The organism is Vibrio splendidus, assembly GCF_024347615.1.
Taxonomy (GTDB): domain Bacteria; phylum Pseudomonadota; class Gammaproteobacteria; order Enterobacterales; family Vibrionaceae; genus Vibrio; species Vibrio splendidus.
Window position 1 is genome coordinate 160,799 of sequence record NZ_AP025509.1, and the last position, 26,284, is coordinate 187,082.

The 26,284-nt window shown below is 43.9% G+C and carries 24 protein-coding genes; 17 read left to right on the forward strand and 7 right to left on the reverse strand.

Annotated elements, in window-relative coordinates; genetic code table 11:
- Positions 1-8: 8 nt before the first annotated feature.
- A complete protein-coding gene (locus tag OCU90_RS18135) occupies positions 9-263 on the reverse strand; it encodes a putative hemolysin (RefSeq protein WP_017079683.1) in 255 nt (84 codons plus the stop codon).
- A 370-nt stretch (positions 264-633) separates the two neighbouring features.
- On the opposite strand from OCU90_RS18135, the gene OCU90_RS18140 reads away from it, so the two are divergent.
- The 5 genes from OCU90_RS18140 (at position 634) to OCU90_RS18160 (ending at position 5,954) form a co-directional block, all read left to right on the forward strand.
- Complete coding sequence (locus tag OCU90_RS18140; RefSeq protein WP_061023327.1) at positions 634-1,152, forward strand: NUDIX hydrolase; 519 nt, start codon at positions 634-636, stop codon at positions 1,150-1,152.
- 227 nt (positions 1,153-1,379) lie between these two features.
- On the forward strand, positions 1,380-3,143 hold the full coding sequence (locus tag OCU90_RS18145) for an ABC transporter ATP-binding protein (protein ID WP_061023329.1): 1,764 nt from the start codon (positions 1,380-1,382) through the stop codon (positions 3,141-3,143).
- The gene (locus tag OCU90_RS18150; RefSeq protein WP_061023331.1) at positions 3,137-4,921 is read left to right on the forward strand and encodes an ABC transporter ATP-binding protein; all 1,785 of its coding nucleotides are present in this window, start codon (positions 3,137-3,139) and stop codon (positions 4,919-4,921) included. Before OCU90_RS18145 ends, OCU90_RS18150 begins: the two co-directional genes overlap by 7 nt.
- Positions 4,922-5,154: 233 nt before the next feature.
- The gene (locus OCU90_RS18155) at positions 5,155-5,421 is read left to right on the forward strand and encodes a hypothetical protein (protein ID WP_004730176.1); all 267 of its coding nucleotides are present in this window, start codon (positions 5,155-5,157) and stop codon (positions 5,419-5,421) included.
- 98 nt (positions 5,422-5,519) lie between these two features.
- On the forward strand, positions 5,520-5,954 hold the full coding sequence (locus OCU90_RS18160; protein WP_004730177.1) for a hypothetical protein: 435 nt from the start codon (positions 5,520-5,522) through the stop codon (positions 5,952-5,954).
- A gap of 138 nt (positions 5,955-6,092) precedes the next feature.
- On the opposite strand, the gene OCU90_RS18165 is transcribed toward OCU90_RS18160, so the two are convergent.
- Positions 6,093-6,560, reverse strand: coding sequence for a cytochrome b (locus OCU90_RS18165; RefSeq protein WP_061023333.1), 468 nt, complete (start codon positions 6,558-6,560; stop codon positions 6,093-6,095).
- Between the two features lie 324 nt (positions 6,561-6,884).
- On the opposite strand from OCU90_RS18165, the gene OCU90_RS18170 reads away from it, so the two are divergent.
- On the forward strand, positions 6,885-7,724 hold the full coding sequence (locus OCU90_RS18170) for a tetratricopeptide repeat protein (RefSeq protein WP_004730180.1): 840 nt from the start codon (positions 6,885-6,887) through the stop codon (positions 7,722-7,724).
- 144 nt (positions 7,725-7,868) lie between these two features.
- Positions 7,869-9,146: a peptidoglycan DD-metalloendopeptidase family protein gene (locus OCU90_RS18175; RefSeq protein ID WP_061023336.1), complete on the forward strand. Its 1,278-nt coding sequence runs from the start codon at positions 7,869-7,871 to the stop codon at positions 9,144-9,146.
- Positions 9,147-9,235: 89 nt separating this feature from the next.
- Here the strand turns inward: OCU90_RS18175 and OCU90_RS18180 are convergent, their stop codons facing one another.
- Positions 9,236-9,556 (reverse strand): heavy metal-binding domain-containing protein, encoded by a 321-nt coding sequence (locus OCU90_RS18180; RefSeq protein WP_004730185.1) that lies wholly within the window; start codon positions 9,554-9,556, stop codon positions 9,236-9,238.
- A 58-nt stretch (positions 9,557-9,614) separates the two neighbouring features.
- The gene (locus OCU90_RS18185; protein WP_061023338.1) at positions 9,615-10,541 is read right to left on the reverse strand and encodes a LysR substrate-binding domain-containing protein; all 927 of its coding nucleotides are present in this window, start codon (positions 10,539-10,541) and stop codon (positions 9,615-9,617) included.
- A 91-nt stretch (positions 10,542-10,632) separates the two neighbouring features.
- On the opposite strand from OCU90_RS18185, the gene OCU90_RS18190 reads away from it, so the two are divergent.
- Positions 10,633-11,670 carry a DMT family transporter gene (locus tag OCU90_RS18190; RefSeq protein WP_061023340.1) on the forward strand — a complete coding sequence of 346 codons (1,038 nt, stop codon included), beginning with the start codon at positions 10,633-10,635 and terminating at the stop codon, positions 11,668-11,670.
- Between the two features lie 56 nt (positions 11,671-11,726).
- Here OCU90_RS18190 and OCU90_RS18195 read toward each other — a convergent pair whose 3' ends face one another.
- Positions 11,727-14,750, reverse strand: a complete 3,024-nt coding sequence (locus tag OCU90_RS18195; RefSeq protein WP_061023342.1) for an HD domain-containing phosphohydrolase — start codon at positions 14,748-14,750, stop codon at positions 11,727-11,729.
- Between the two features lie 346 nt (positions 14,751-15,096).
- On the opposite strand from OCU90_RS18195, the gene OCU90_RS18200 reads away from it, so the two are divergent.
- From OCU90_RS18200 to OCU90_RS18215, 4 genes are all read left to right on the forward strand, one after another.
- Entirely contained in the window at positions 15,097-15,843 is a 747-nt protein-coding gene (locus OCU90_RS18200; protein WP_061023344.1) for a phosphatase, read from the forward strand.
- A gap of 177 nt (positions 15,844-16,020) precedes the next feature.
- On the forward strand, positions 16,021-16,416 hold the full coding sequence (locus OCU90_RS18205) for a cytochrome b562 (protein ID WP_004730193.1): 396 nt from the start codon (positions 16,021-16,023) through the stop codon (positions 16,414-16,416).
- 301 nt (positions 16,417-16,717) lie between these two features.
- Entirely contained in the window at positions 16,718-17,068 is a 351-nt protein-coding gene (locus OCU90_RS18210; protein WP_061023346.1) for a hypothetical protein, read from the forward strand.
- A 111-nt stretch (positions 17,069-17,179) separates the two neighbouring features.
- Positions 17,180-18,715: a PepSY-associated TM helix domain-containing protein gene (locus tag OCU90_RS18215; RefSeq protein ID WP_054543028.1), complete on the forward strand. Its 1,536-nt coding sequence runs from the start codon at positions 17,180-17,182 to the stop codon at positions 18,713-18,715.
- A gap of 130 nt (positions 18,716-18,845) precedes the next feature.
- Here OCU90_RS18215 and gloA2 read toward each other — a convergent pair whose 3' ends face one another.
- Both gloA2 and OCU90_RS18225 read right to left on the reverse strand, forming a co-directional pair.
- Positions 18,846-19,229 carry an SMU1112c/YaeR family gloxylase I-like metalloprotein gene (gene gloA2, locus OCU90_RS18220; RefSeq protein WP_061023348.1) on the reverse strand — a complete coding sequence of 128 codons (384 nt, stop codon included), beginning with the start codon at positions 19,227-19,229 and terminating at the stop codon, positions 18,846-18,848.
- Entirely contained in the window at positions 19,229-20,161 is a 933-nt protein-coding gene (locus tag OCU90_RS18225) for a LysR family transcriptional regulator (RefSeq protein WP_004730200.1), read from the reverse strand. Before OCU90_RS18225 ends, gloA2 begins: the two co-directional genes overlap by 1 nt.
- Before the next feature lie 373 nt (positions 20,162-20,534).
- Between OCU90_RS18225 and OCU90_RS18230 the strand changes: the two genes are divergently transcribed.
- The 5 genes from OCU90_RS18230 (at position 20,535) to OCU90_RS18250 (ending at position 26,261) form a co-directional block, all read left to right on the forward strand.
- Positions 20,535-21,128, forward strand: a complete 594-nt coding sequence (locus OCU90_RS18230; protein WP_017079740.1) for a cysteine dioxygenase — start codon at positions 20,535-20,537, stop codon at positions 21,126-21,128.
- 185 nt (positions 21,129-21,313) lie between these two features.
- The gene (locus OCU90_RS18235) at positions 21,314-22,447 is read left to right on the forward strand and encodes an efflux RND transporter periplasmic adaptor subunit (protein WP_061023350.1); all 1,134 of its coding nucleotides are present in this window, start codon (positions 21,314-21,316) and stop codon (positions 22,445-22,447) included.
- Positions 22,440-23,768, forward strand: a complete 1,329-nt coding sequence (locus OCU90_RS18240; protein WP_081089982.1) for a TolC family protein — start codon at positions 22,440-22,442, stop codon at positions 23,766-23,768. Before OCU90_RS18235 ends, OCU90_RS18240 begins: the two co-directional genes overlap by 8 nt.
- Complete coding sequence (locus tag OCU90_RS18245; RefSeq protein ID WP_061023351.1) at positions 23,761-24,975, forward strand: ABC transporter permease; 1,215 nt, start codon at positions 23,761-23,763, stop codon at positions 24,973-24,975. The genes OCU90_RS18240 and OCU90_RS18245 overlap by 8 nt, the downstream gene beginning before the upstream one ends.
- Before the next feature lie 2 nt (positions 24,976-24,977).
- A complete protein-coding gene (locus OCU90_RS18250; protein WP_061023353.1) occupies positions 24,978-26,261 on the forward strand; it encodes an ABC transporter permease in 1,284 nt (427 codons plus the stop codon).
- Positions 26,262-26,284: the final 23 nt, after the last annotated feature.

Sequence of the window (26,284 nt, forward strand, 5' to 3'; positions counted from 1 at the left end):
AGAAGTTATTACTTTTCAGTTTCTTGCTCATGGTTATTGCGGTAGTACTCCCATTGCTCGATACGTTCACCGTCATCGAATACACAGTAAGTTGTACGCTGATTGTTTTCAGTAACCGTGTCTAATTCACCGTCCTGTTGAACACAATAAACCGCTGCGGGGTTAGCGACTGAAACACGTTGGCCTTCGCTATATTCTGCATAGTCGTTTGCACAACCGCCTAATACAACGGCACATACAGCCATCAAACCAATTTTCTTCATGTCTATCTCCTACGTGATAACTCTATAATCGAATGCGTTAAGTTCTACAGAACCAAATGAGAAGCTCTATGAAATTAGTATATTTTAGATTTCAGAAAAGGTTGTCCTAATTTGGTCAAGATATTGAAATAGGTTGATATTTCGCTATTTTTAAGTGCTTTTTGAGTGTTTGATCAGGCTGACATAGCTGATGTTATAGCAGGAACGGCCTCCGTCAATAAGGCATTACTTGATGGTTATTTTGACTCGATAGCCGTGGGCGAACAGCGATCAAAAGCAGAGGGTATGTGTTCTTGTGGGGGACGGAGAAACTCGAATCTATTGATGATTATGATATGATGCCGCCAAATTCAGTAGAGCAGTCAGAATCATGAGACACCTAAAAACCACCATCCACCCTGATATCGATCATCTAGACAATAAAACGGTATACAAGCGTAATGCTGCCCGCGCCATTGTATTAGATGGTGAAGACATTCTGATGCTCTATACAGAGCGTTATCACGACTACACCATTCCTGGTGGTGGTTTGGATGAAGGTGAAGATGTGATTGCTGGTATGGTGCGTGAACTCGAAGAAGAGACAGGCGCGAAGAATATCCATAGCATTAAGCCGTTTGGCATTTTTGAAGAGTTCCGTCCTTGGTATAAAGACGGTGCGGATATGATGCATATGATCTCTTACTGCTACTCATGCAAGATTGATCGCGAGCTGGGTGAAACGGCTTACGAAGATTATGAAGTGAAAAATGGGATGAAGCCGGTTTGGATGAATATCCATGAAGCGATCGCTCACAATGAAAAGACCATGGCTGAGAGCTCTAAGAAGGGCATGAGCATTGAACGTGAAACCTTTTTGCTGCATTTAATTGCCAAAGAGATGCTTTAGCCTTTATCAGTACAAGCCTGTTAAGCTATTTATTTGCCGCCACTTTTGGCGGCAAAGTTGTTTCTAGCAATGCTAAAATGTAATAGCGGTAATCAATTATTGAATATGGTTGATATTGTCAACTAAGTAATTTTAATGTATCTTTAGCTCAGTGATGACCCTATCTAGCTAGCTGCCCGGTCATATCGCTAGTTCTCGCTGTGAGCCTGCCCTAAACAAAGAATACTATGAATAAAAGACAGTTTATTGCCCATTATCTGCGCATGAATCGCACCTCGTACTTACTGGCGATTGTGTTCATTTTTCTCGTCAACTGGTTACAAGTAGAGATCCCTCGTTATATCCAATTGGCGATAGATTTGATTGATGACGCTTCTTCAACTGGCCATCAGCAGCTGCAAAGCTATGTTTGGATTGTAGTCGGCATGTCTGTCGCCATGGTGGTGGTGAGAATTCTGTCTCGTATCTATGCGCTTAATCCGGGGCGAATTACAGAAGCAGAGCTCAAAAGTACACTTCTACAAAAGTTGAATCGCTTACCAAGCAGCTTTCACGAACGCTTTGCTTCAGGTCGACTGATCTCGATTATCAACAATGACCTTAGTGGCATTCGACTGCTGTTTGGTGTCGGCTTCTTGCAGTTCTTCAATGCGTTGCTTGCGTTGTCGCTGACGCCTCTTTACATGTGGCGCATATCGCCAGAACTCACACTGTATTCGATCATTCCTATCTCAATCGCTTTTGTGATTTTCCGTGTGGGCTTCAAGCGTATGAAAACACTGCATTTAGAGCACATGAAACGTCTACAAAACTTGTCTGCTCAGCTAATGAGTTACCTGTCTGGGATTGATTTGATTAAGAGCCAGCAGATGTCACCTTGGGTGAAAACCGAAACTGAAAAGCTTAACCAGTTATTGCTTGAGTGCCGCCTTAAAATTACACGTATTCAAGTCTTCTTTATGCCGGTACTCGACTACGCCAATGACCTGATGAAAATCATCATTCTTGGGCTTGGTGGCTACATGTTAATGAGACAAGAGCTAACCCTCGGTGAGATTACTGCTTTCCTAACTTACTCTGTTTTACTGGCTATGCCATTGATGCAACTTGGCAGAATCGCGACCATTTATCAGCGAGGCATGGTAGGTATTCAGAGTGCACAGACCATTCTTAATGCCAAAGTCCCAGAGCTTGATGAAGATAAGCTCACTGAGTTAGATGTTGAATCGCTGAAGGGAAAAACGTTTTCCGTTCGCAACCTCAGCTTCAGCTATTCAGGTGAAGACCGTCTGATTCTTGATGACATCAGCTTTGATATTCCAGTTGGTAAGAAAGTGGGTGTGCTAGGTGGAATCGGAGCGGGTAAAACGACATTAGTGAACTGCTTGAACCATCACTTGGATGTACCAGAAAGTTCGGTTTTTCTTGGCGAAAGAGATGTCACTAGCTTCTCACGCAGTGACTTGCGCCGTTACGTGAAAACCGTGACTCAAGACCCTTTCCTGTTTTCAGCAACCGTCGAGGATAATATCCGCTTTGGCAGCTTAGATACTGACTTGGCAAAGAGTCAGGTTGATGAAGTGCTGGAGCTCAGCCAGTTGGCGAGTGACGTTACTCGTTTTGAGCATGGTGACCAAACCTTAGTCGGTGAGAAAGGGATCATGCTGTCAGGCGGCCAGAAGCAGCGCTTAAGTATTGCGCGTGCTTTATTGCAACCCACCGATCTGATCATCATGGATAACGTTCTATCGGCCGTCGACTATGAAACAGAACGAAAGATCTTGGAAGGCTTGTTTAAGCGCTTGGAAAATCAATCAGTACTTGTGGTTTCACACCGTGTTAATGCCCTTGAATATATGGATGAAATCATCGTGTTGAACGAAGGTAAGGTGATCGCGAAGGGCGACCATGCAACGTTATTGAAAACGTGTGATTACTATTACGATACATGGCAGTTACAGCAGAATGAAACGGAGGCAGCAGCATGTTAAAAGGTGTTGATCTCAAGTACCTCAAGCACTTTTTTAAGTTTGCTAAGAAATACAAACGCTCTGCGATTCTGGGCATCGCTATGCTTCCTCTCTCTGTCATCACGAGCTTGTTGTTCCCTTGGCTGATCATTCAAGTTATTGATGTTCACCTGAGCCATGGGGATATGGATGGACTGCTCGAGTATGTATTCTATCTCGTTGCCGTGCTGGTGGCGAGCTATGTGGTGGATACCACCTATTCGTACAACCTGCGTAAAACCGGGCAATACACGATAACTGACATGCGCTCAGTGTTGTTTGCTCGCGTGCTCAAACTGCCGCGCAGCTATTTTGATAACACACCGATTGGTGTAACGCTTTCACGATTAACCAGTGATTTGGAAACCATCGGCGAGACATTTGTTCAGTCGGTTGTAGGGCTAGTTAAAGACAGCATCAATACCATTGCTCTGTTGGTGATGATGTTCTTCATTGATTGGCAGTTAACGATGATTGTGTTGATCATTATGCCGCCAGTGATGTATTTGACGGTGTATGTGAGAAACCGACTTCGTGCTCTCTATAAGGTGACTCGTTCTTCGCTGGCTCGCGGTATTGGCTTTTTACAAGAAGTCTTATTTGGCATGAAAACGGTTCAGATGTATCGAGCCGAAGAACAAGTAGAACAACGCTACCAAGGCTATACTGATGAGTTTCTGAGAGCACAGAAGAAAATCAATAAATACGATGCGATTTTGTTCTCGTTTATCTCGGGCATTACCTCAATCACGATCGCAATTATGATCTGGTATGGCTCTGAGCAAGTGATAGAAGGGGCACTCACCTTGGGTGTGTTGATCGCATTCATCAACACTTTAGAAAAAGTGTTTGTTCCGATCCGTGACTTTACTTCGCAGATCGCTTCGATTCAGAGTTCATTTGCAGCGTTTGACCATATTGAAGAGTTGTTTGTTGAGCCGACTGAAGAGGAAGGACGCAACCTGCTACCATCTAACAAGGTTGAGAAACAGCTCGAACAGTTTGTGAGCCTTGAGTTTAATAATGTGAGCTTCCGTTACAAAGACGACTCTCCCTACGTTCTAAAGAATGTCTCGTTTGTATTGGAGAAAGGGCATCAAATCGCGCTTGTCGGTTCGACGGGGTCGGGCAAGTCGACGATTCTGCGTCTGATCTCTAAAACCTACCAAGACTATGAAGGCAGCATTTTGTTGAATGGAATAGAGCTGTCGCAGATCTCTAGTGAAGACTCTGCTCATTTGTTCTCAATGATGATGCAAGATGTACACTTGTTTGAAGAGACAATCCAATTCAATATCGCACTGGGCAAAACGCATCTATCTAGAACTGAGGTTGAACAAGCAGCACGCTATGTGTACGCCGATAAGTTTATTGAACAATTGCCACAAGGTTATGACTTCAACTTGGAAAAGAACGGCTCCAATTTGTCGGTAGGGCAAACGCAGCTTATTTCGTTTGCTAGAGCGGTTGCACAAGGTGGACAACTGATGATGCTTGATGAGGCGACCAGCTCGGTAGATTCAATCACCGAAGACCTCATCCAAAAAGCGATGCAGCGTCTGTTTAAGGAAAAAACCGTGATTGCGATTGCACACCGTTTGAGTACCGTTCGTCACTCGGATACGATTCTGGTATTGGAACAGGGTGAAATTGTTGAGCAAGGTAATCATCAACAGCTAGTCGCACACAATGGAATTTATGCTGGCTTGTTACAAGAGTCGATTGTCGAAACGAACGATTCCCAAGTTACGGTAGCCTGATTGCCTCAAATCAGGCTGTTGTTTTCGATAGGACAAACTGGCCTTGCCTATGCTTCTCCAGTTTCTATTGTTTTCTAATATTCCCAATAGGTTAGGGAAATTAAACATATTTTTCGATTATTAATATGTTATGATCTCCCTACTACTAAAGGGGTGTCTTCGGGCATCGGGATGTATGCGAGCAAAACGTAAGTGCTTGTGTCAGTCACTTTCTGGCGAATATGGAATCGAAGATGTTGTTGGAAGAAATTGTAGAAATTATCGAATTAACCGACTCAGACCATTTATCTCAAGCAATGGAACTGTTTAACGAGCATGGTTTTGTTGATGCTGAGTCTTTACCTTTTATGAATGTTGTTTTTGAAACAGCACCGGATCACCTTGCGAAGAAGTTGTCGCAGATTGGTTTTAAAGGTTTAGTGCAAGTCGAAAAGAATGAAGATGCATCGGGCTTCACCATTATTGATGCTGACCGTGTTCTGCTGAAAGACTCTGCTTAGCTGTAAGATTCTTCTTAATGACAAGAATAAGATTCAGCTTAATGAAAAGACTCTATCCAGTTCAGTAACACCCGTTATGATTATTTGAGGTTAACACAGTGACAACAGCAACCGTTTCATCAACAGAGCAACACATTTCCAATGAACATGCGCTTTTAGGTGCATCGTTATTAGCGTCTCAAAAAGTTGAGTTGGCTCTGTTCAGTGTTATCTCTAAATTAGCTAAAGCACTGCCAAAGGAACAACAACAGTCGTTAGGTTTGGATTTGGATACCTTTTTAAGGGAAAAGCCAAGTGAGCAAGCCTCCACGCTGAGCCTATACGAACAGACGTTTGGTGAGCAACTTCCTTTAAAGACAAATGAAATCAGCGATTTTATTTATCACCGAAACTTGGTAACTCGTGGCTTTTGGCGTGTGACTGGGGCTGATGTTAAAGGCGGTGAGAAGCTAGCGAACCCAGATCTTTATTTAAAAGAGTTCTTGGCCAAGTGTGAATACTGGCAAGTGATGATTGATACTCAAACCAAGTAATCAAATTGAAATAAGAAAGCCATAGCGTACATGCTATGGCTTTTTTATTTGTGTAAACCATGCTGTATTTTTTAAAGCAGATGATTACCACGAATACTGAGAACATCACTGATATTACTTTAAATATCCCTCCAAAATTTAAAGCATCATCTTCAATACATAGTTCCTAGAGACAAAGTGGTGTTTAAGTGCAGCACAAACATGAAGAACAACTAAACAGGCTAGGGCAATACAGCTGGCACGATGTAAATAGAAAAAGAAGCCGTTGATCGCAGGGTCGGTAATTGGGTTATTCACGCTCACCAACCAGAATAACGAATAAGGTTCTTTTAGCATCAAATAACCCGTGGTGAAAACCATAAACATCACTAGATACATCAGGGAATGAGCAAGTTTAGCAACGCATTTTTGCCCTTCAGGTACAGACAGTGGCATGGTTGGCGATGACCTGAAGTAACTCCAGACATAACGAACCACGAATAATGGCGTCGCAATGGTCGCCAATGACATGTTGAGCACTGACAGAAAAGAAAACAGTTCTGGATGACTGGTGACATAGTGCATCACATACCCTGCGACTGTTGCATAGATGATGACAGACGCCATGACCCAGTGCAGCACCCGGCTCATTAAATCGTATCGTGGATTGTTCAAATTAACCTCGCTCTGATCGTTATTAATATAAGATTCATCTCGATGCAATAAATCAACTCTTGGTATATTCGCATCGCGAATTAATTATATAGAACAGTATTACGCGGTATTTTTATAATTTAGAAATTAATGATGTTGCTTCAGGTGTTTTATAATTATCAATGATGTTTTAGAGTGTTAATTCCAATAAGGAGAAGGCAGAATTGCCGACTTTCTAGCTTGTCTTGCGATTAAGAGATACAGTTAACAAAGATAAAATATATAAGGAATGTATAAATGCTTCGAATCCTATTGATTGCAGTGTTCTCACTGGTCACGACCATGAGCTTTGCAAGCGAGGAAGTTAAATACTCAGAGAAAGAGTATGTAGACCGACCATTGATGGAACGCTACATCTTAGATGAGCTGAAGCAGTTGCGAATGGAACAGCAAGATCTGGAAAGGCGCTTGACCATTCAGATGACCGATCGTGAGCTTACAGTCGCCGATAAGTCATTGAACTATGCCAATGTCACGGTCACGTATTTCTTCTACATTATTGCGGGTGTTGCTTCTCTTATTGCATTGGTTGGTTGGCAATCACTGAAAGATCTCAAACACACCACCAAGGAAATGGCTGACCAGCGACTTAATTCGATTGCTCAAGACTACGAGAAGAAATTCAATGTTCTTGAAAGGGATCTTAAGCGTAAGACCAGAATTATCTCAGAGAACAACCGAGAAATAGAAATCATCAATGAGATTCACAATTTATGGCTCAGAGCGCAAAACGCTCAAACCGCCGAGCAGAAGATTGAAATTTACGATGAGATATTGAAGGTTCGTCCGGGTGATTTAGAAGCGTTGACCTATAAAGCGGATGCTGCGATGGATATGCAGGAATACCACTGGGCAATGAGCCTATGTAACCGCGTGTTAGAAGTGGATGACCAAAATGCCCACGCCTTGTATCAACGTGCTTGTTCGTATGCAAGGTTAGGAGCAGAAGGTCAGGCTATCGATGACTTAGAGCGTTCTATTGAAGCCAGTGGTTCCATGAGAGAGTTGCTAGCTGAAGAGCCAGACTTTGAGATGCTGCGCGGCTTAGATCGTTTTGAAGCGCTCTGTGAAGAGTAATGTCACATAAGGTGGTGGGCTTCACATGCCCACCATATTTTGGCAACTTTTGTGGAACGGTTTCTTACATTTCGTTTATTTTTTTCAATTAATTGTTATGTTATAACACTTGCCAAGTTCCTTGTTATAACCGCTAAGTATTTTATGAAGTTCCTCCCTATTGGCCTGATCGTTATCGCTATCAGTGCATTCTCGCTTTCCGTTTTGCTCCATTTTCAATCCGAAGTACCAGAAGAAATCTCAATTCAAGTCACCCCTTATAAAGATTTATTAACTCATCAAGAGGGGGCATCAAACTCATATACAGATTCAGAGGCAAGCTCAAGAACGTTGGTAAAAGTTCATTACTTTGTGAAGGTTGGAGATACGCTCAGCAGCATCTTTTCGTCATGGAAACTGCCTTATGAGACAGTTCAAAAAGTGATGGAAGCGGATCTTGAGTCTTTGAAGCTCGATACAATAAAACCTGGCGATCATCTAGAGTTGCTTTTGGATAGTGACTCTAAACAACTCGTAGAGCTGATTTTCCATGAAAGTCTCGTAGAGCAAGCTGTCTTCACTAAAAATGATGATGGAAGCTTTAATTACCAATTCCATGAAATGCCTAGCGAATGGAAAGAAAAGCTCTATAAAGGCACTGTTCATGGCAGTTTTTCAACGTCAGCATACAAAGCGGGATTAACAACCGCCCAGATAGCCAATATTACTCAAACGTTAAGAGACAAGATTAACTTCTCAAAGCAGTTAAGAGCGGGCGATGAGTTTAATGTGTTGGTCAATGAGCAATACACAGGCGACCATCTAACAGGAAAAACAGAGATCCAAGGCATATCGATTAGGTTACGAGGCAAGGAAGTGGCCGCGTTTCTTGCTTCAGATGGACGCTTTTACGATAGAGAGGGTAACAGCCTTGAGCAAGCGTTCAATCGCTACCCAATAGACAAACAATTCCGAAGAATTACTTCGCCATTTAACCCGTACCGTAAGCACCCAGTGACCGGACGTATATCTCCGCATAATGGTACTGACTTCGCAACACCCGTAGGGTCGCCAGTTTATTCAACCGGTGATGGTCGAGTTATTGCTATTCGTAACCACCCGTATGCGGGGAAATACATAGTGATTGAGCATAACAGCGTTTACAAAACTCGCTATCTGCACTTGAGCCGATTCTTGGTTAAGAAGGGGCAACAGGTTAAGCGTGGGCAGAAAATTGCGTTGTCTGGCACGACTGGTCGCGTAACCGGGCCGCATTTGCATTTTGAAGTACTGGTGCGTGGAAGAGCTGTGGATTCGATGAAAGCGAATTTACCTTTAGCGAGTTCTATCTTACCTGAAAATAAAGGTGCATTCTTGGCGAGAGTTGCCTCGTTTGATGACATGCTATCCGGGCAAAAGGTTGCACGAGTAACATCAAGCTAAGTATCAGCTTATAATCGTTCTAACCCTCTGGCGGCAATCATCAAAGGGTTGGAACGAGTTTTCATTAGGCTGCTTGATTGCCTAATAGATTAAGCGACGACAACCGCTGTGCCGCTGGCTGATACCATCAACATGCCATTACCTGTTCCCAAGACTTCATAATCGATATCGACACCCACCACTGCGTTGGCACCCGCTTCAATCGCTTTTTGCTCCAACTCTTTGAATGCGTAGTTGCGTGCTTTTTCTAATTCTTTCTCGTAGGTGCCAGAACGTCCACCCACAAAGTCACGAATTCCTGAAAACATATCTTTGAAAACATTCACCCCTAGAATGGCTTCTCCGGCAATAACTCCTTTGTAATCGACAATACGTTTGCCTTCAACAGATTGAGTGGTGGTAATAATCATAATGGCCTCTTGTAAGCTTGATGAGCTGTTACTCGCTGTATGGATTGATAGTTTGGTCTTACTCTTGAATAACATCGCTCAGAGTTGTCTCTGAGCGTGTGAATTCATGCCTCAACCATGTTCTCAGTTTTAGCACACTTTCTTGTTTTAATTTGTTTTTTGGGCAAACAAAATAGAAATCTTGGTGTGGGTTCGCGACGGGTTCGCCCAGCTCCACTAGCATCCCATGGCTGATGTCATCTTTCACAAACAAGCGATGCGTAACCAACACACCTAATGAACGAATTGCAGCCTGCACGGCTTGAATCGAGACATCAAACGTTAGATTGCTATGGAACGTCGGCATTGGTATTTGATAATGATCACACCACACCTGCCAGTCATGCTGTCGTCTTGGGTTAAACGCACCAATGGTTGGGTTTTGTTTCACGAGTTGTTCAACGCTTAACCCTATTTGGTTTTTCAATAGAGCAGGGCTGCACACCAAGACTAGTTCATCGTCGCCGAGCTTTTCGCTGTAATATTGTTCCCACTCGTTTGGCTTGCCATGTACGAGGGCAATATCGACACCTTCTTGTTCGATATCGAAAGGGCCTGTTAATGTCGAAATACGGATATCAAGAGAGGGAGCAAAGGCTTGGAAGTCGGGCACTCGAGGGATCCACCAGTGCATGGCGAGTGAATTGACCATGTTGAGAGTAATGCGGTGATTGTTAGGCGTTCTGGCAAGCTCTTCTGTCGCTTCTATCACCTGTTCCAGTGCTGGCGCGACTTTACGATAATATCGCTTACCTGCGGAATTTAGAACAACACGACGGCCGACACGTTGGAACAGCGGCTTATTGACCAGTTGCTCCAATGATTTGATAGCTTGGCTTACCGCAGAATGACTGACGTACAACACGCGAGCGGCGTCGGTCATGCTGCCTGTTTCAGCTACAGCGATGAACGCATAAATGGATTTAAGCGGAACGAGTTTTTTCATTGGTAAGTTTTCCTTACAGTTATGGTTAATATTACTCGCTATTTTTCATCACGTCACGCTTCTAAAATAGGTGTCATAGGAGGTGATAATTATGTCTGATATTACCAAGGCGACGACTTTCATGTTGTTGTCGACGTTCAGTTTGTCTTTAAGTGGCTTGATGGCCAAGTATCTATCTGAAACGATGCCCATTTCGTTATTGAGTTTTGTGCGTTTTTTCTTACCCAGTCTGTTTTTATTTCTATTCTTGATGTTTTACAAGATCACGAAACCTTCACTCGATATGTGGAAGCCTTTAGTGATGCGAGCGATCTTTATGGTGGCATGCCAGTGGTGTTTCCTGACTTCATTACAAACCTTAACGTTGGTTGAAGGTGTGGTGTTATTCAGTACGGGCCCGCTGTTTATTCCGTTGTTAGAAAAGTTAATGTTTGGAGCTAAGATTCATACAACGACCATCGCTTGTTTAGCGATTACCTTTGTTGGTGTCGTGATGATGGCAGGGGATTGGTCACAGTTTGAGTTTGGTTCGGAGTTCTTTAGACCTGCGCTATTGCTTGGACTTCTAGCGGGTGTGTTTAACTCTGGCTCGCAAGTGAGTCTGTACCGAGCATCTAAAACCAGCCTGACACCCGCAGAGCTTAACGCATGGACCTTTTTAGTCGCAGCAATACTCGTTATACCTATGCTCGTGTTTACTTCTGTTTCTGCTGTACCAGATGTACTTAAGGGGGATAGTGTGTATGGAGCTTTAACGACTTTGCTGTCGTTTGATGACTTGCGTTGGATTGGACTTGGTGCATTTGGACTCGCACTGTTTACCATCAATACTCAAATTTTCCGCTCCAAGGCTTATAAGCTTGCAGACAGCGGTTCCCAGTTGGCACCACTGATTTTTACTAACATGCTGTTTAGCGCCTTATGGCAGGGGTTGTTCTTTGATGATGTGTTTTCTACTCAGCAGATGATTGGCATTAACCTGATTGTTGTGGCGAGCATTACCAACACGCTATTAGCGAAGAGACACAGCAAAGCAAAAGCCAAGCAAACGCCGCGAGTCACAGTGGCTGTAGCGACGGTAACGACTGTAGTGGACGTTGCGGTGTTGGAGTCTGCGGCTAAAAGCTAATCATTGACCTTATAGCCTAAAGACTAAAGACTAAAGACTAAATGGTTAGCTCAAACTTAAAATAATGAGCGTATGTACTCTTTTACTCGGTCGATGTGTTCGTTTGGTTCAATCTCGCAACGCTGTTTAGTCTCTAGGAATCGCTCAGCGTATTTGTCGTAGATTTTGTTTTCTAAGAACAGCAAATACAGCTTGGGATCGATATGACCGCTGGTGGCCATGTCGGTCATGATGTTGAGTGATTCGCTTAGGAGTTTACCTTTCTTATACGGGCGATCACTAGAGGTGAGCGCTTCAAAGACATCAGCAATGGCCATCGCTCTGGACGGTAGAGGTAATTGGTCTTCGCTTAAGCCTCTTGGGTAGCCCTTACCGTCGATACGCTCGTGGTGTCCGCTGGCGATATCCGGAATATTCTGGAGGTAAGACGGATAAGGCAGCTTGTTAAGCATGGTGAAGGTTTGAATAATATGATCGTTGATCATGAAACGTTCTTCATCGTTTAACGTGCCACGATGAACTTTCAAGTTGTGCAGTTCACCTTGGTTGTATTTGACCTCTCCTGGCTTAAGCACAAACGCTTCTTGCCATACATCAGCAGGGCTAAAGCCATTATCCCACGGTATTTTATGTTCGGGTTTATCAGCAAGTAGCGGTTCCATCACCGGTAGTATTTGGTCTTTTCTTGCTGGCTCAGCTTCACTCTTCTCTGTCGTGTCTTGTTGTTCATTGAATCTCTCTTTTTCAGACCAAGATAACCCTAGCTGATCGTCGAGTGTTCGTTTCCATTGGCGCTTGGCTATTCGGTCTAAGCGTTCTAGTTGTTCGTCCGTCATCGACTCTCCACCAAGGTTACATTCAGCAACAAAGGCAAATTCTTCATCCAATTCTGACAAGCTTTGTTCGAGGATCTTAAGCTGATCCTCTTGAAGCGCTCCGTTCGCTATCGCTTTCCAGTAGTCGGTTTCAGCCTGTTGTTTTAACAGTTCGAAACGCATTCGCACTTCGTGGATTCGGTCGTAAATGGTTTCAAGTTTTGTCGCTTTGTCTACGACATACTCAGGTGTGGTTACCTTGCCGCAGTCATGAAGCCAAGCGGCGAGCATTAACTCTTCCCACTGTTTACTATCCAATGAGAATTGCGGGTAATAACGGTCATCATCAATGGTTGCTTGAGTCAGCCATTTGGTCAGTTCAGGCACGCGTTGGCAGTGCCCGCCCGTGTAAGGTGATTTGGTATCAATCGCTGATGCAATCAACTCGATAAAGGCATTAAGCATGTCTTTCTGTTGCTGCATTTGGTCAATGTTATCTTTGGCTATTTCCGCAAAGCTGAGCAGTTCTCGTAAGAAGGCGTGCTTGTCTGCCTGCATCTTGGTAATCGGTCTTTCATAGCCAATTGCGACGATACCCACCAACAACTTCTCACGGTTTAATAGTGGAAACAGGTACAGATCTGAATTGAAGATCGAATCTTGGTAATAGTTGAGAACATTGTCTTCTCGGTTTAAGTGGATGGTTTCTCCAGATTTAAGCTGGCACAGCAACCAAGGGGTGTGCTTGATGAAGTCATTGATGTCGGCCTTAAAGGGAAGAATGGCGAGGTTCGCGGCCGTATCAAACACATCTTTCTCTTTTGATTGAGTGAACAGGACGATGGTTTCTGCTTTGGTAATTAAATAGCTTTGATGAGCAATATTCTTGGCTAAGATCGAAAATTCCTGATTACCTGCCGTGTCGCGAAGTAGCGTAATAAGATCATGAAGTGTGTGTTCCATCAGCTCAATTGAGTGGGCGAGGTTAGCCACTTCTTGAATCATGCTTTTGGGATAATGAGTTCGCCTGAAGTCAAATCGTGCGATGTTGTCGGTGAGTTGCATCAGCGTATTAAGCGGCTGAGACAAGCGATTGGCAACAAACCATACGATAGCGAAGCAGATGAACAACATCCCAATCGCGACGGCGACTTGCTTGTCACGCATCGAGATAAGATCAGAGAGCAACTCATTGTGTGGCGTAGCCTCTGCCAAATATAAAGTGACATTCTGAGTGAGCTCAACAGGCGTTAGCGTTAATGCCCAAGTGTTTAAGTTGTACTCAACGTTTTTTAGGTTGAGGTTTAATTTCTCCTCGTCGGAGATAAGTGGTGCTATGACGGATGCTTTCAATGCTTCCATCTGTTCACGTTTGGGCACATTAAAGAAGCTTTGGTCTTGCTCACTGCCAGAGAGTTTCCCCGTCGTTTGGTTATTCGTTTTCTCAGTTTTACTTGTGTCGTTTGGCTGGGAGGTAAGCTTGGGAATCGATAGATCAAGTTGATGTTGGCCGAGAAGGTTGAAATGTTGATCGAACAGAGCGAGTCGGGTTTGTGGAGAGTAGGCCAATTCACTGATCTGGGAAGAGAGAGATTTCAACGTGAAGTCGGCACCAACGACATGCTTGCCATCCAAAGAACGTCTAGAAAGCGTGATGCCATTGGTTTGCAGGAAATAGAACAGGTAGGGCTCAGAGAGTTGTATTGAGCCGTCAGGCTTTGCGTTACGAAACCAAGGTCGAGTCGTGGGGTTGAACTTACTCTCGGCTTGTCGGGTACTGATCACTTGGTGTGCGCCATCGAGAAAGGTAATAAAGTTTTCACCATCTAGATTGGTGCTGCTGACCATCATGGTCGCTTTGGCGGGAGCGTTGTTGTCGGCTCTCTGTTTAATGGAACTCAGAGGGCGAAAGATTCGGAAATTGCCATCTTCAGAGCCATAGAACAGAGCAACTAAATTGGTATTTTGTTTGAAGATGATATCGACCGAAGCAAGCCAAGATTCTTTTTCGACGGAGGAGGTTTGATTAGCAACAAACGGGCTCACTGCCATCACGTTTAAGGTTGTGATGACTGGGGCAATAGCTTGTTTAAATACCGATTCCAGCTTATCGCGATGTTCATTACTGACTTCGCGCACGGTGCCTAAAAGCAGTTCTTGAGAGTGCCGATAACTTATCGAAATCAGTACGGTACCGACAAGAGTGGTCAAAATTAAGAAAAGGCTAGTGATGTGGATACTCAGCGGATATCGTCTTCTTCTCATCTAACACTCCAGTTTGTAGACTGGTTTAAGTATTGACGAACTTGGGTAGGTTGCAAAAAATTGGCGTAATTACCGAGTATGTTCGATTTTACTTAGATAAGAAAAGCGTTAGTGTCGTCTGGTTAGCCACGTATTATCGTGCTGTGTAAATGAACTCACAAGAAACCCTTATGTTTAGGTGCTAATTGTCACTTTCAGCTGATAAACTGGTCGAATTGTTGCCATTAAGCATTCCTTTTCAGAAGCACTCCTTTTCAGAAAAAGGTGCAGGCACTTCTTTCCAGAAAGAGGCTCAGAGTTACTTTCTGAAAAACGTTTTTTGACCAAGCGAAGAGAGCATTGATTCATGGAACTCAAAGTAGATACCCACACCCACACATACGCAAGTGGTCATGCTTACAGCACGCTGATCGAAAACGCGAAATCGGCGAAGCAAAACGGTTTAGCTATGTTTTGCACCACCGATCATTCAGAGTCTATGCCGGGCGCGCCACACTATTGGTTTTTCAGTAACCAGCGTGTGCTCCCTCGTTTTATTGAAGATATCGCAATTATTAGAGGTGTCGAGTCAAACATCATGAACACACAGGGTGAAATCGACATTCATCCGAGTGTGGATAAGAACTTGGATTGGGTTATCGCGAGTTTTCATGAGCCAGTATTTCGCCCATCGGATGCCGCTACCCATACAGAAGCATTGTTGAATGTGATTAAAGGTGGTCGAATTGATGCACTTGGTCACTTAGGAAACCCAAATTTTGATTTCGATTTTGAAGCTGTGATTCAATGTGCAGCGGAACATAACGTTGCGATCGAAATTAACAACACCACGCTTAAAGGCAATAGCCGAGTTGGCAGTGTTGACCGCTGTTATGAGATTGCAAGAATAGCGAAAGCGAAAGGTGCGTTTATTACGACAGGTAGCGATGCGCATTTCTGCGTAGATGTCGGTGGCTTGGACTTAGTCGCTGCATTGTTAGACAGAGTAGGTGTGGATTCGAATAAAGTGGTCACTCATTCGCCACAGCAGTTTTTGGCATTTTTAGCATTGCGTGGCCGCCAATCTATTGCTGAATTTTCGGTATTTGAGTGATGGAATGGCCGTTACTTTATACTTTTTAGTCATTGGTTAGCTAGCTAGTTTGCATTTCGACACAATCAATTTTTGTGCCCGACGGATTTTTGTATACACTAGCCGAAAATAATAAAGTCGAAGTGCCACAACAACGATGGCGCTATCTTCAAAGACATCGCTTCACCTGGAGAAACAATGAAAACTCGCTCAATCCTTTTATCTGGCTTAATCGCTGCTTCGCTATTGTCTGGCAACGCTTTTGCTAATGTTGACCTTAAGAAAAACATGCAAGAAATGAAGCTTGCGTTCAAACAAGCAGCAGAAGCTCAAAATATTGAAGAGATGCAAAAGCCTATCGTACGTATCGACACGCTAGTTGCAGAGCTCAAAACGGGTGTTTACCCAATTGAGAAAGAAGAACACTTCATGGAAGGTTTCAAAAAGATCAGTGCATCGATTGATAGCATTGAGAAGAAGCTAGACCAAGGTGAATTTGAATCTGCACAGCAAGAGCTTCGTACTATCGATGGCCTTCGTGAAGAGTATCACGAGAAGCGTAATCCAAGCATTTGGAGCAAGATCTTCGGTTAATTTTCTAATCAATTGAGTTTGCTAGATACGTAACAAAGAGCAAAACCTCAAGATTCGATTTCTAAAACGCTGCCTTACATTATTCTTATCAAGAAGGTGTAAGGCGGCGTTTTTTATTGCCTTTTTTATAAACAGTTTGTTATGTAGAGTTTCGCCACATTTTCTTGGCTCTTTCGTTGTAACCAGTTTTTAACTAAAAAGAGTGTGCGTTAGCTTCAATTTTTTAACCTGATGTTAATCTTTACGTTTACCTATATAACAAGTGCCTCATAATAAGGGAAATTTATAAAGATTAGGAATAATGCGCCGAACCTCGTTCAATTTCTCCATGTTACTCGCTACAGCATTAAGCTGGGTGCTAGTGACGTTAATGCCTGTTATCAATGCTCATGGTAATAGTGCGGGAGTATGGGCGTCGTTATGTACGGTCAACGGCTTTGAACTGGTTCAAATTGAAGAAGGCGAGCCCAATACTCACAAAGGAAAGCCGTGTCCCTTTAGCCATTTTTCCACGTTTCACCAAGACGAACTTCCAACTACACTACTAACAACTCGACTGAGTTCTATTGTCTCCGACAGCTACGCTTTTTTGGCTCTAAGCGAACGCTATATGAGGCAAGCCCCGCGCGGTCCTCCCTTTGATATTGCTTAAACCTACCCCACTAAAATAATTAAAAAATAAAGTATTAAGTAAAGTTAACCATACTCAGATTACTTTCTGATTTTTCAGAAGGTATGTTTGCGTGTGTCAAAGGAAATAATAATGTTGAGAAATGAATCTCAAACCCCTGCGAAAGCACAAGCGACTTCGCAGTCTAAAAGCAGTGCAACAACCGGTTCGGAAACCAATATAAAAAGCAAAGACCGCAATAAAACTCTCTACTTCCTCACTTGGCGCTGGCACTTCTATGCCGGGCTATTCGTTATCCCGTTTATGCTAATGCTGAGCATTACAGGCTTGGTGATGCTGTTTGATGATGAAATCGAATTGGCTTTCCACCACGAAGCCATAGAGATTGTTGCATCGGGCGACCCTATTAAGGTTTCACAACAGTTAACTGCTGTGCAGAATCAATACCCACAAGGTACGGTGACACAGTTTGTACCGAGTAAAGTCCCTGAGCTTGCGAACCGATTTTCTGTATCACTTGAGGATGGCACTTCTGTTTTCGCCACGGTGAATCAATACACTGGCGAAGTGGTAGGAGAAATTCCCCGCAGCGATAGCCTGTACCAACTCGCGAATGACATCCACGGCACTTTGTTGATTGGTGATTGGGGTGATTACCTAATTGAGGTCGCAATAAGCTTGTCTATTCTGTTACTCATCAGTGGCATCTACTTATGGCTACCAAGAGATAACGCGAGCCGCGCTGGTTTTCTTAAGCTTAGATTTGGTTCAGGAACGCGTATTTTAATGCGTGACTTGCATGCGAACATCGGTGGAACACTGTCATTCATTCTTCTGTTATTTATTCTATCGGGATTATCATGGACAGGTTTTTGGGGCGGTAAGCTTGTTCAAGCATGGAGTACTTTTCCTGCTCAAATGTGGGACGACATTCCTCTGTCTAACGAAACGCATGCTTCTTTAAATCACGGGTCGGAAGAGGAAATGCCTTGGAACTTAGAGCAAACACCACTGCCTTTGTCTCAAGATAAGCCAGCCGAACATGTACATCACACAGAAGAGGCGACTGAGCCTCATGAGCATTCTAAGATGGGTGAGGATCACTCTCAGCATGTGTTATCCGCCAGTAATTTCTCTATTGATGATGTGATAGCAAAAGCTCAATCTCTTGGTTTTACACAATATAAAGTCAATTTTCCGCGCTCAGAAACGGGCGTTTACACCGTGGCTGCCAATACCATGGGCGGTGACATTATCGATCCAACTGAAGATCGCACGACTCACCTCGACCAGTATTCAGGGCGCATTCTAGGAGAGGTGACGTGGCAAGATTACAATTTATTCGCCAAAACTTTAGCTGTTGGTATTTCTCTACACCAAGGTGATATCAGTATCATCAACAAGCTTCTAAATGCGTTGTTCTGCGTTGCGTTCGTCGTTGTGTCGGTGACTGGTGGTGTGATGTGGTGGATGCGCAGACCTTCAGGCCAAAGGAAGTTGGGAACGCCACCGAAGTTTGGCGATGCTGGCCTTTGGAAAGCAGGCTTAGTGACTGTGGTTATTATTTCGATATTGTTTCCACTCGCGGGTGCGACGATTGTGACTGCAATGCTATTGGATTGGTTACTGTTTTCACGCGTTGAGAAATTCAAGACCGCGTTGAGTTAATTGACATGAAAACGGACTTTCTCTACTTGAGAAGGTCCGTTTTATTAATCAGATGAGCTCTTCTTCTGTGAGGAAGACTTTAGACTAGATGCTGCTCTAGATTTGATAAAGCTTTAGATCTGATACAGCTTTAGATCTGATAAAGCTCAAGCGGCAGGCCGTCTGGGTCTGCGAAAAACGTAAATGATTTCCCCGTAAATTCATCAACTCGAATTGGTTCGACTTCAATGCCTTGTTCTTCCAAATAGCTTTTGGCATATTGAACGTCATCAACACAAAAAGCCAAATGTCTCAGCCCTTGAGCTTCCGGAAAGCTTGGTCTTTCAGGTGCGTCAGGGAAGCTGAATAATTCTATTTGAGCGCCATTAGGCAGTGCCAAGTCGAGCTTATACGACTGGCGTGCTTCACGATAATTCTCCGCAATCACTTCAAGCTTTAAAACTTCCGTATAAAAGCGTTTAGAGACTTCGTAGTCTGAGCAAATAATGGCGGCGTGGTGTATTCCTTTCAGCATCAGTTTATTTCTCCTGCCAGCTTGTCACCCAAGTGTTCCATCGCATAATCAATGAACACACGCAATCGCGCAGGCATGTACTTGGTTTGAGCAAACTGCATCGCGATAGCGCCATGGTAATTACTCTTGATGGTCCAATCTTCCAATACTTGAACTACAGAACCTTCAGCTAATGCATCTTGAATTACGAAGTCATGGAAAATACCTACGCCAAGCCCTTCTTTAACACCTTTCAATCGCATCTGAGAGTGGTTCACAGCGTAACGTCCGCTGACGGGTACTGTGTAAAACTCATCATCTTTAAGGAAGTCCCAAATGTGGTCTTTATCTGTTTCTGCAAGGTATAAGCAGTCGTGCTCAGAAAGTTCGGTAGGGTGGTGAGGGATTCCTTTGGCATCTAAATAGTCGGGGCTCGCACATAACACGAGGTTTGTTTTTCCGAGTTCTTTCAATACCAAACTCTCGTCAGGTTTGTCGGTAAGGCGAAAGGCAATGTCGATGCCTTGGCGCAATATGTCGATGTCGCCATCGGCGGCTCTTAACTTGAGTTGAATCTCAGGGTACTGATTCAAGAATGGAACAACGAAAGGCTGTAGCACGGAGTTCAAGAAGGCTTCTGGCGCTGCTACTGTTATAGAGCCTGCAGGTTCAGTATGGTCAGAGGTAGAAAGCTCAACCGCTTGTTGCGCCGCATTAATCATGACCACGCTTTGATCGTATACCAACTGGCCTGCTTGCGTGATGATCAATGTACGAGTGGTTCGCTCGAACAGTTTTACTGAGAGTGCTTTTTCTAGACGTGTGATCAATTTACTCAACGCTGAAGGTGTAACGCCTAGCTGCTTTGCTGCGGCGGTAAAGCTACCCTCATTCACAACTAAGATAAACGAGGCGAGATCGGGAAGTAGGGCGATGAGTTTTGGGTTAATCATAAGTATCCAGTTAGACTAATTTCAATGGTGACCATAACCTTAATTGTGATTGATCTCTTCTGATTTGTGAATCAATTTCATTAATTGACACGCGTAATCTCAACCGTGATAGAAGCCGTTCTTTTGTTGTTCCTATTTCATATTACCCAGTTATTCAGAGCTCAAGTCAATATGGCGATTCCGTTGCTTCAAATTGGTTGTTAGATGCTTTTGTTATATGAATGTAAATACTTGTAGTTACTTGTTAAATTTAATTTAAACGGTGTTAGTATCCTCCCAACTTGTGCTGAATCGAATCAGCCATATTTCATCGTTCGAAGAGAACTTTTAACTTCGAGTTCGGAAGAGCAAAACATAGTCAGAGGTAAGTATTTTGCAACGTACTGATATCACTCCAACGCAATCTCCCGCGTTAGCCGCGTTAATTAATAACGATTATGAGCTTAATTTCCAAGAATTTATGGATCAAATACAGCTGGCGAATAAACCTATGTCTCTGGCTTCCATTAGGTTCATATTGGATAACATCGAGCTGAGTAAAGAAGAGATCAAGTCGTTGGCGAGTTTTGATAAAGAAACATACTGCCGACAAAGACTTTTCAAGAATGACCACTGCGAAGTTTTAATTTTGAGTTGGCTAAATGGGCAAAGAAGTAAAATACATGACCATTTGAATACGTCTTGTGGCGTAAAGGTTCTACATGGGCAAGCAACGGAAACCCTGTTTGAAACGGCGGCTAATGGCCATATTTTTGCTTCTCAGTCGACTCATTTCCAAGAGGGCAGTGTGACCGTCAGTAAAGATAATGATATTCATCAGATATCGAATCTACAGGCTGGCGATGAGCCGCTCATTACGTTGCATGTGTATTCACCCCCTTTAAGCCAATTCCACCTCTATCAGCTAGAGAGCGGTAAGTCGGAGCTGCTCGACATACAACAAGAGTGCTGGGCCTACGAGATTTAAAGTGCGTTAAACGAAGACAACTTTCTACTTAAATGGTCGTGGTAAGGCTAAGAGGAGGCGTAGAAAGTCTGTCGTCTAATTTTTCTTTAACGCTATGCATTATAAAATTTTATACTATTTATGAACTTCGCATATCCACGGTAGTCATATGGCTCACAAATATAAAATAATGAGCTGGATAAATTATGACTAAACGTGGGTTAGTGTCTGTGGCATGTGCCACGCTGCTAGGTGGAGGTGCGTATTTCTATTTTCAAACTTCAACGCCTATTGAAGCCTTTCCAACCCTAACGGTCTCCACGGGGACGATCGAAAAGCAGGCGGTTGCGGTGGGGTATATCGTTCCCGCGCACTCTGTGTCTATCAAATCTCAAATTGATGGGATCGTTGGTGAAATCTATGCCGGTGTTGGTGAATACGTAACGCAAGGTCAGCCGCTTATTAAGGTTCGCCCTAACCCTACCCCGAAAGCGTTGACCGATGCCTCGACCGAATTGATGCGAAGTGAGGCGAACATTGAGTCAGCAAAACAACAACTCGCTAATCTGCAGAGTTTGGTCGAACAAGAAATCATTCCTAAGAACTACGACGAATATGTGACTGCACGTTCCAATGTGAAATCAGCACAGGCTGACGTTATGCAAAAACGTCAGAACCTCGAATTGATTCAAAGCGGGGAGTCGACAATTGGTAACTCTCGCCTCACCTCTACCATTTATGCTCCGATAGACGGTACGGTGTTGAATCGAAAAGTCGAGGTAGGAGAACCGATTATTTCTACTGAATCGAGCCAAGCGGCAACAGAAATGATGTCATTGGCCGATATGAACAGTCTGATTTTTAAGGGCAGTGTTAGTGAGCATGATGCAGCCCAACTTACTCCGGGGATGCCAGTAACACTGACCGTTGCACCTTATCCAAGTATTGAAATAGAAGGGGTACTGACTAAGATTGCGATTCAGTCTGAAAGTCTTAACTCAACAGCTGATAGTAGTTCGGGCAAAAGTTTTGATAACGGTTTTGAAGTCGAAGTTGGCGAGCTCAAAATACCTCAAGACGTCCGACTACGTTCAGGGTTCTCATCATCTGCTCAGATAATTCTAGTTAAATCAGAAAATGTACTCACTCTACCAGAGCGCGCACTGCAATTTGAAGGCGATAGCCCTAACGTATTAATCCCTGACAGCTCAGAACAAGGCTTCCACAAACAAGCGGTAAAACTGGGCCTATCAGATGGTATCAATGTTGAAGTCATCGAAGGTGTGGAGTTAGACGAAGCCGTCATCGATAACAGTATGATGGGGGCAGCACATGGTTAAGCCAGCGCTGTTTAGTTGTTCACAGCGATTATACAAACCTCTGTTACCTCGTAAATCGCCCCTGTTGAGTCTAGGCAGCTTGCTATTAGCAACTGTGCTTAGCTGCCCTTCATATGCCATTTCTATTGAACAAGCATGGCAGCGCGCCAAACAGACGGATCCTGATTACGAGAAAGCCCGAATTGGTGTTCAACTCGGCGAGAGTTCGGTGGATTTAAGTCGCAGCTCTTTATTACCCGCTTTAAGCGCGAGCGCTTCAGCAGACTGGAGCGAAGACCGCAGTAGTTCAAATCGTTATGGTGCAGAGCTGTCTCAGGTTATTTGGGACAGTAGCCTTTGGTCTGAATTAGATAAAGCACAATCAGATTATCTGAAATCCCAGCTGGAATTGGCTCAAGCACATAATGATTTGGCGGCTAAGTTACTTCTGGTTTATCTCGATATAGGCAGCGCCCAAGGTAACTTACAGCTCACCAACAGTAAGTTAGAGGAAGGCAGCAAGCTGCTAAAAATCTTCGAAAAACGCTATCTAGCAGGCAAAGTGAAATCGATTGATGTGGAAGAGATGCGTGCTAATCAGTTGTCTGACAAAGCCAATATTCTGCGAGCAAAGGCAGAGTTAGAAAGTAAAAAGTCAGAGCTGGAAGCGCTGATAAACCAAGCTCCTGATTCAGTAGATCAAATTCGTACTGAGAACTTGGTTGAGCCTCCTATGCTGGTGGCTTCTCAGCAGCAGTGGCTTGAGTTAGCGAGAAATAATAGCCCTGAATTACTGGTTGCCATAAAAGGCGTTGAAGCGCGTGAGCTAGACAAAAAGTCCGCCCAAGGAGGTTATTATCCAACAGTTAAAGGGCAAGTGGGCTATAACGACAATGATCGGTTGGACAACGGTGAGTTTAACGCGGGTTTAACTCTTAGTGTTCCTATTGATTTAAATGGTTCAACACGCGCCAAAGTGGACCAAACTTCGCTTAACTTGTTGACGGCTAAGCAGGATTTACGAAAGGTTGAAATAGACATCAAGAAGCGAATTGATCAGAACTTTACTCAAGTGAAGCTCAACTGGGAACGAGTGTTAATGGCGCATGATGTTGTAGCGTCTCGCGCAGAGGTGTTGAGTAGTAAAGAAAAGTTATACGACGCGGGTTTCCTGGAAGCCTCGGATGTTATTAATGCACATAACAGCTTATTTGATTCAAGGTTCCTTCTACAGACCAACTTATATGATTATTGGCGTCAGAGAATAGGCCTGCTTCAGACAACCGGTAAATTAGATGATGAAGCGATGGCGCTGATCTCTCAGGCGCTGCACCATGGTTAATCTTTTCCTTCAGACTTGGCAAACGTTATTGGCGCATCGGATGAAAAGTGCCTTGGCTATTATCGCAATTTCATGGGGCGTGCTGTCTGTTGTTGTTTTAATGGCGTTAGGAGAAGGCTTCTATCGTTATCAAACGAAGTCTTTCTCATTTTTGGTCAATGACACTCAGGTTGTGTTTCCCTCTAGTACGAGTAAACCTTGGCAGGGCATGCCTTCAAGGCGAGAAATAAACCTTGAACAAGATAAAATTGAGCTGATCCAGCAGGCTGGTTTTGTTAAAGAGGCGTCTGCTGTTTACCTTAAAAGGGATACCAGCGTGACGAACACTCAAGGGCATAATATTGGCAGTATGGTGAGTGGTGTTGCTCCCTCTTATTTTCCTATCTCACAAAATAAGTTGCAGCCTGGTTCACGAAGTATTTCGGTGACGGATATGGAAAACCACACACGGGTGGTTGTATTGGGTGATCGAATTGCTCAAATGGGCGGAGTCGACATTGGCGATCATATTAAGATCAACGGTATTCCATTCTACGTAATAGGCGTGATGGTTGATAATGAAGGAGGAATCTCTTTTGGTGAGAGTCGACGAGTTTTTGTGCCCCAAACTACTTATCTTGACCTCTGGAAAGATAAGCCATGGCAACTGCTATTAAAGCCTGTAGAAGCCATGGATTCCGCATCGTTTAGACGTAACATTGTCAATTTTTTTGCTAAACAGATGCACTTTGATCCTACTGATAAAGATGCGGTCTATTTGCCCGACTTTAGTGAGGGTGGAGACGTGATTACCGGTATCTTTCGTGGTATTCAAATATTCCTGACGGCCAGTGGCGCAATGACTATGGCGGTTGGCGCTTTGGGTGTGGCTAATATCATGTTTCTCTCTGTTACGGAAAGAACTCGAGAAATTGGCGTTCGGCTGGCGATTGGTGCAACACAGGGTTCCATCATGTCTCAGTTTATTATTGAGGGGCTTATCTTAGTTACCTTAGGATCCATCGTGGGATTAATGGCGTCCTTTGGTACGGTTTATTTGCTTGGCTCGATGGCGTTACCTGAATGGATTGGATCACCTGTTATCACGTTAAGCTCGATTGGAATGGCGTTAACGGTGACACTGATTCTGGCGTTCTTAGCCTCTTACTTTCCTGCAAAACGGGCGTCTCGCCTAACTCCTGTTGACGCACTCAGTGCGAGGGCTTAATCATGCTATTACCGATGAGACAAATCTTTCAGGAAATGTCTGCAGAAAAGCTACGACTTGGGCTCACGATTCTGGCTGTTGCGTGGGCAACCTTGTGTATTTCAGCGATGCTATCGGTGGGAGAAGGCATTAGGCAAGGCGTGCTTAAAACGGCACAAAATGGCAATGGTAATTTGATTTATCTATCAGGGGGGATGGCTACGGTTGATTATGGATCTTTTCATCAGGGCAAGCCGCTGACTCTAACAGTAGAAGATACGAAAGTTGTAGAGGCTCTGCCTAACATCAAAGCTGCGGTGCCGACAGCTGTGTGGGATGAATCACTTACTGTTGGGGAGCGAGGGTCTTGGAAAAAAGCGTTAGCGGTAACGACTGAATTTCAGTCGGTGACGAATCTCAAGACACGTCCAGGAGGGCGTTGGTTTAATCCTCTAGACCAAAAGCAACAACGCAAAGTCATCGTGTTGGGTTACCTTTTAGCGGCCGATTTGTTTAACCCTAATGAAAGCTTTAGCTGGTTTGCTACTGTCAAATTAGAGGTCAATCCCGTGGGGAAAACAGTAAAAATTGGCAGCCAAGAGTTTACGGTGATTGGTGTACTAGAGAAAAACAGTGCCAAGGTTGAACAGGGAGATAGCATCAATTATTCGAGCTTTGTTCCTTTCTCTACATGGCAGCGTTTTAATATTAACGGTGACATTAGTGGTATCAACGTTCAACCTCATGATGGTGTCGACAGAGTCAAACTTGCCGATACGATTCGTCAGGTTATTGCGCGCAAACATGGTGCCAGTGTCAGTGATGAGCAGGTCGTTCAGGTTGAGGATATGTTTCTCAAACAAAAAACGATGCAACAATTCTTAGTTGGTCTGCAGGGGTTCCTTGGTGTGATTGGTTTTATCACTTTGGCAGTGGCGGGTATAGGTATTGCTAACGTGATGTATGCAACGGTGAAACGCTCCACAAGAGATATTGGCGTGAGAGTGGCGGTCGGTGCTACTCCAGGGATGATTCGCATGCATTATCTGGTTCAGTCATTGATGACCATGATGATGGGTGGTTTATTGGGCTTAGTGATCACTTATACACTGATTGCTGTGATTCGCTCGTTAGAGCTTGAAGGCAATATGTTTTATGAGCGTCTTGGTAAACCTGTTCCTGAGCTTTCATGGTTGGTTGTCACCATTGTTGTTTTGACGCTGGTGGTTATTGGTGTCGCTGCGGCTTGGCTCCCGGCTAATCGTGCGGCGAAAGTGACTCCGATGGAGGCACTACAAAGTGAATGATGAGATCAAAGACAGCGGAGAAA

Bases quoted from the DNA above. Each gene is read 5' to 3' on its own strand.
- OCU90_RS18135 (WP_017079683.1), bottom strand. From the start codon at position 263: ATGAAGAAAATTGGTTTGATGGCTGTATGTGCCGTTGTATTAGGCGGT.
- OCU90_RS18140 (WP_061023327.1), top strand. From the start codon at position 634: ATGAGACACCTAAAAACCACCATCCACCCTGATATCGATCATCTAGAC.
- OCU90_RS18145 (WP_061023329.1), top strand. From the start codon at position 1,380: ATGAATAAAAGACAGTTTATTGCCCATTATCTGCGCATGAATCGCACC.
- OCU90_RS18150 (WP_061023331.1), top strand. From the start codon at position 3,137: ATGTTAAAAGGTGTTGATCTCAAGTACCTCAAGCACTTTTTTAAGTTT.
- OCU90_RS18155 (WP_004730176.1), top strand. From the start codon at position 5,155: ATGTTGTTGGAAGAAATTGTAGAAATTATCGAATTAACCGACTCAGAC.
- OCU90_RS18165 (WP_061023333.1), bottom strand. From the start codon at position 6,560: ATGGCGTCTGTCATCATCTATGCAACAGTCGCAGGGTATGTGATGCAC.
- OCU90_RS18170 (WP_004730180.1), top strand. From the start codon at position 6,885: ATGCTTCGAATCCTATTGATTGCAGTGTTCTCACTGGTCACGACCATG.
- OCU90_RS18175 (WP_061023336.1), top strand. From the start codon at position 7,869: ATGAAGTTCCTCCCTATTGGCCTGATCGTTATCGCTATCAGTGCATTC.
- OCU90_RS18180 (WP_004730185.1), bottom strand. From the start codon at position 9,556: ATGATTATTACCACCACTCAATCTGTTGAAGGCAAACGTATTGTCGAT.
- OCU90_RS18185 (WP_061023338.1), bottom strand. From the start codon at position 10,541: ATGAAAAAACTCGTTCCGCTTAAATCCATTTATGCGTTCATCGCTGTA.
- OCU90_RS18190 (WP_061023340.1), top strand. From the start codon at position 10,633: ATGTCTGATATTACCAAGGCGACGACTTTCATGTTGTTGTCGACGTTC.
- OCU90_RS18195 (WP_061023342.1), bottom strand. From the start codon at position 14,750: ATGAGAAGAAGACGATATCCGCTGAGTATCCACATCACTAGCCTTTTC.
- OCU90_RS18200 (WP_061023344.1), top strand. From the start codon at position 15,097: ATGGAACTCAAAGTAGATACCCACACCCACACATACGCAAGTGGTCAT.
- OCU90_RS18205 (WP_004730193.1), top strand. From the start codon at position 16,021: ATGAAAACTCGCTCAATCCTTTTATCTGGCTTAATCGCTGCTTCGCTA.
- OCU90_RS18210 (WP_061023346.1), top strand. From the start codon at position 16,718: ATGCGCCGAACCTCGTTCAATTTCTCCATGTTACTCGCTACAGCATTA.
- OCU90_RS18215 (WP_054543028.1), top strand. From the start codon at position 17,180: ATGTTGAGAAATGAATCTCAAACCCCTGCGAAAGCACAAGCGACTTCG.
- gloA2 (WP_061023348.1), bottom strand. From the start codon at position 19,229: ATGCTGAAAGGAATACACCACGCCGCCATTATTTGCTCAGACTACGAA.
- OCU90_RS18225 (WP_004730200.1), bottom strand. From the start codon at position 20,161: ATGATTAACCCAAAACTCATCGCCCTACTTCCCGATCTCGCCTCGTTT.
- OCU90_RS18235 (WP_061023350.1), top strand. From the start codon at position 21,314: ATGACTAAACGTGGGTTAGTGTCTGTGGCATGTGCCACGCTGCTAGGT.
- OCU90_RS18240 (WP_081089982.1), top strand. From the start codon at position 22,440: ATGGTTAAGCCAGCGCTGTTTAGTTGTTCACAGCGATTATACAAACCT.
- OCU90_RS18245 (WP_061023351.1), top strand. From the start codon at position 23,761: ATGGTTAATCTTTTCCTTCAGACTTGGCAAACGTTATTGGCGCATCGG.
- OCU90_RS18250 (WP_061023353.1), top strand. From the start codon at position 24,978: ATGCTATTACCGATGAGACAAATCTTTCAGGAAATGTCTGCAGAAAAG.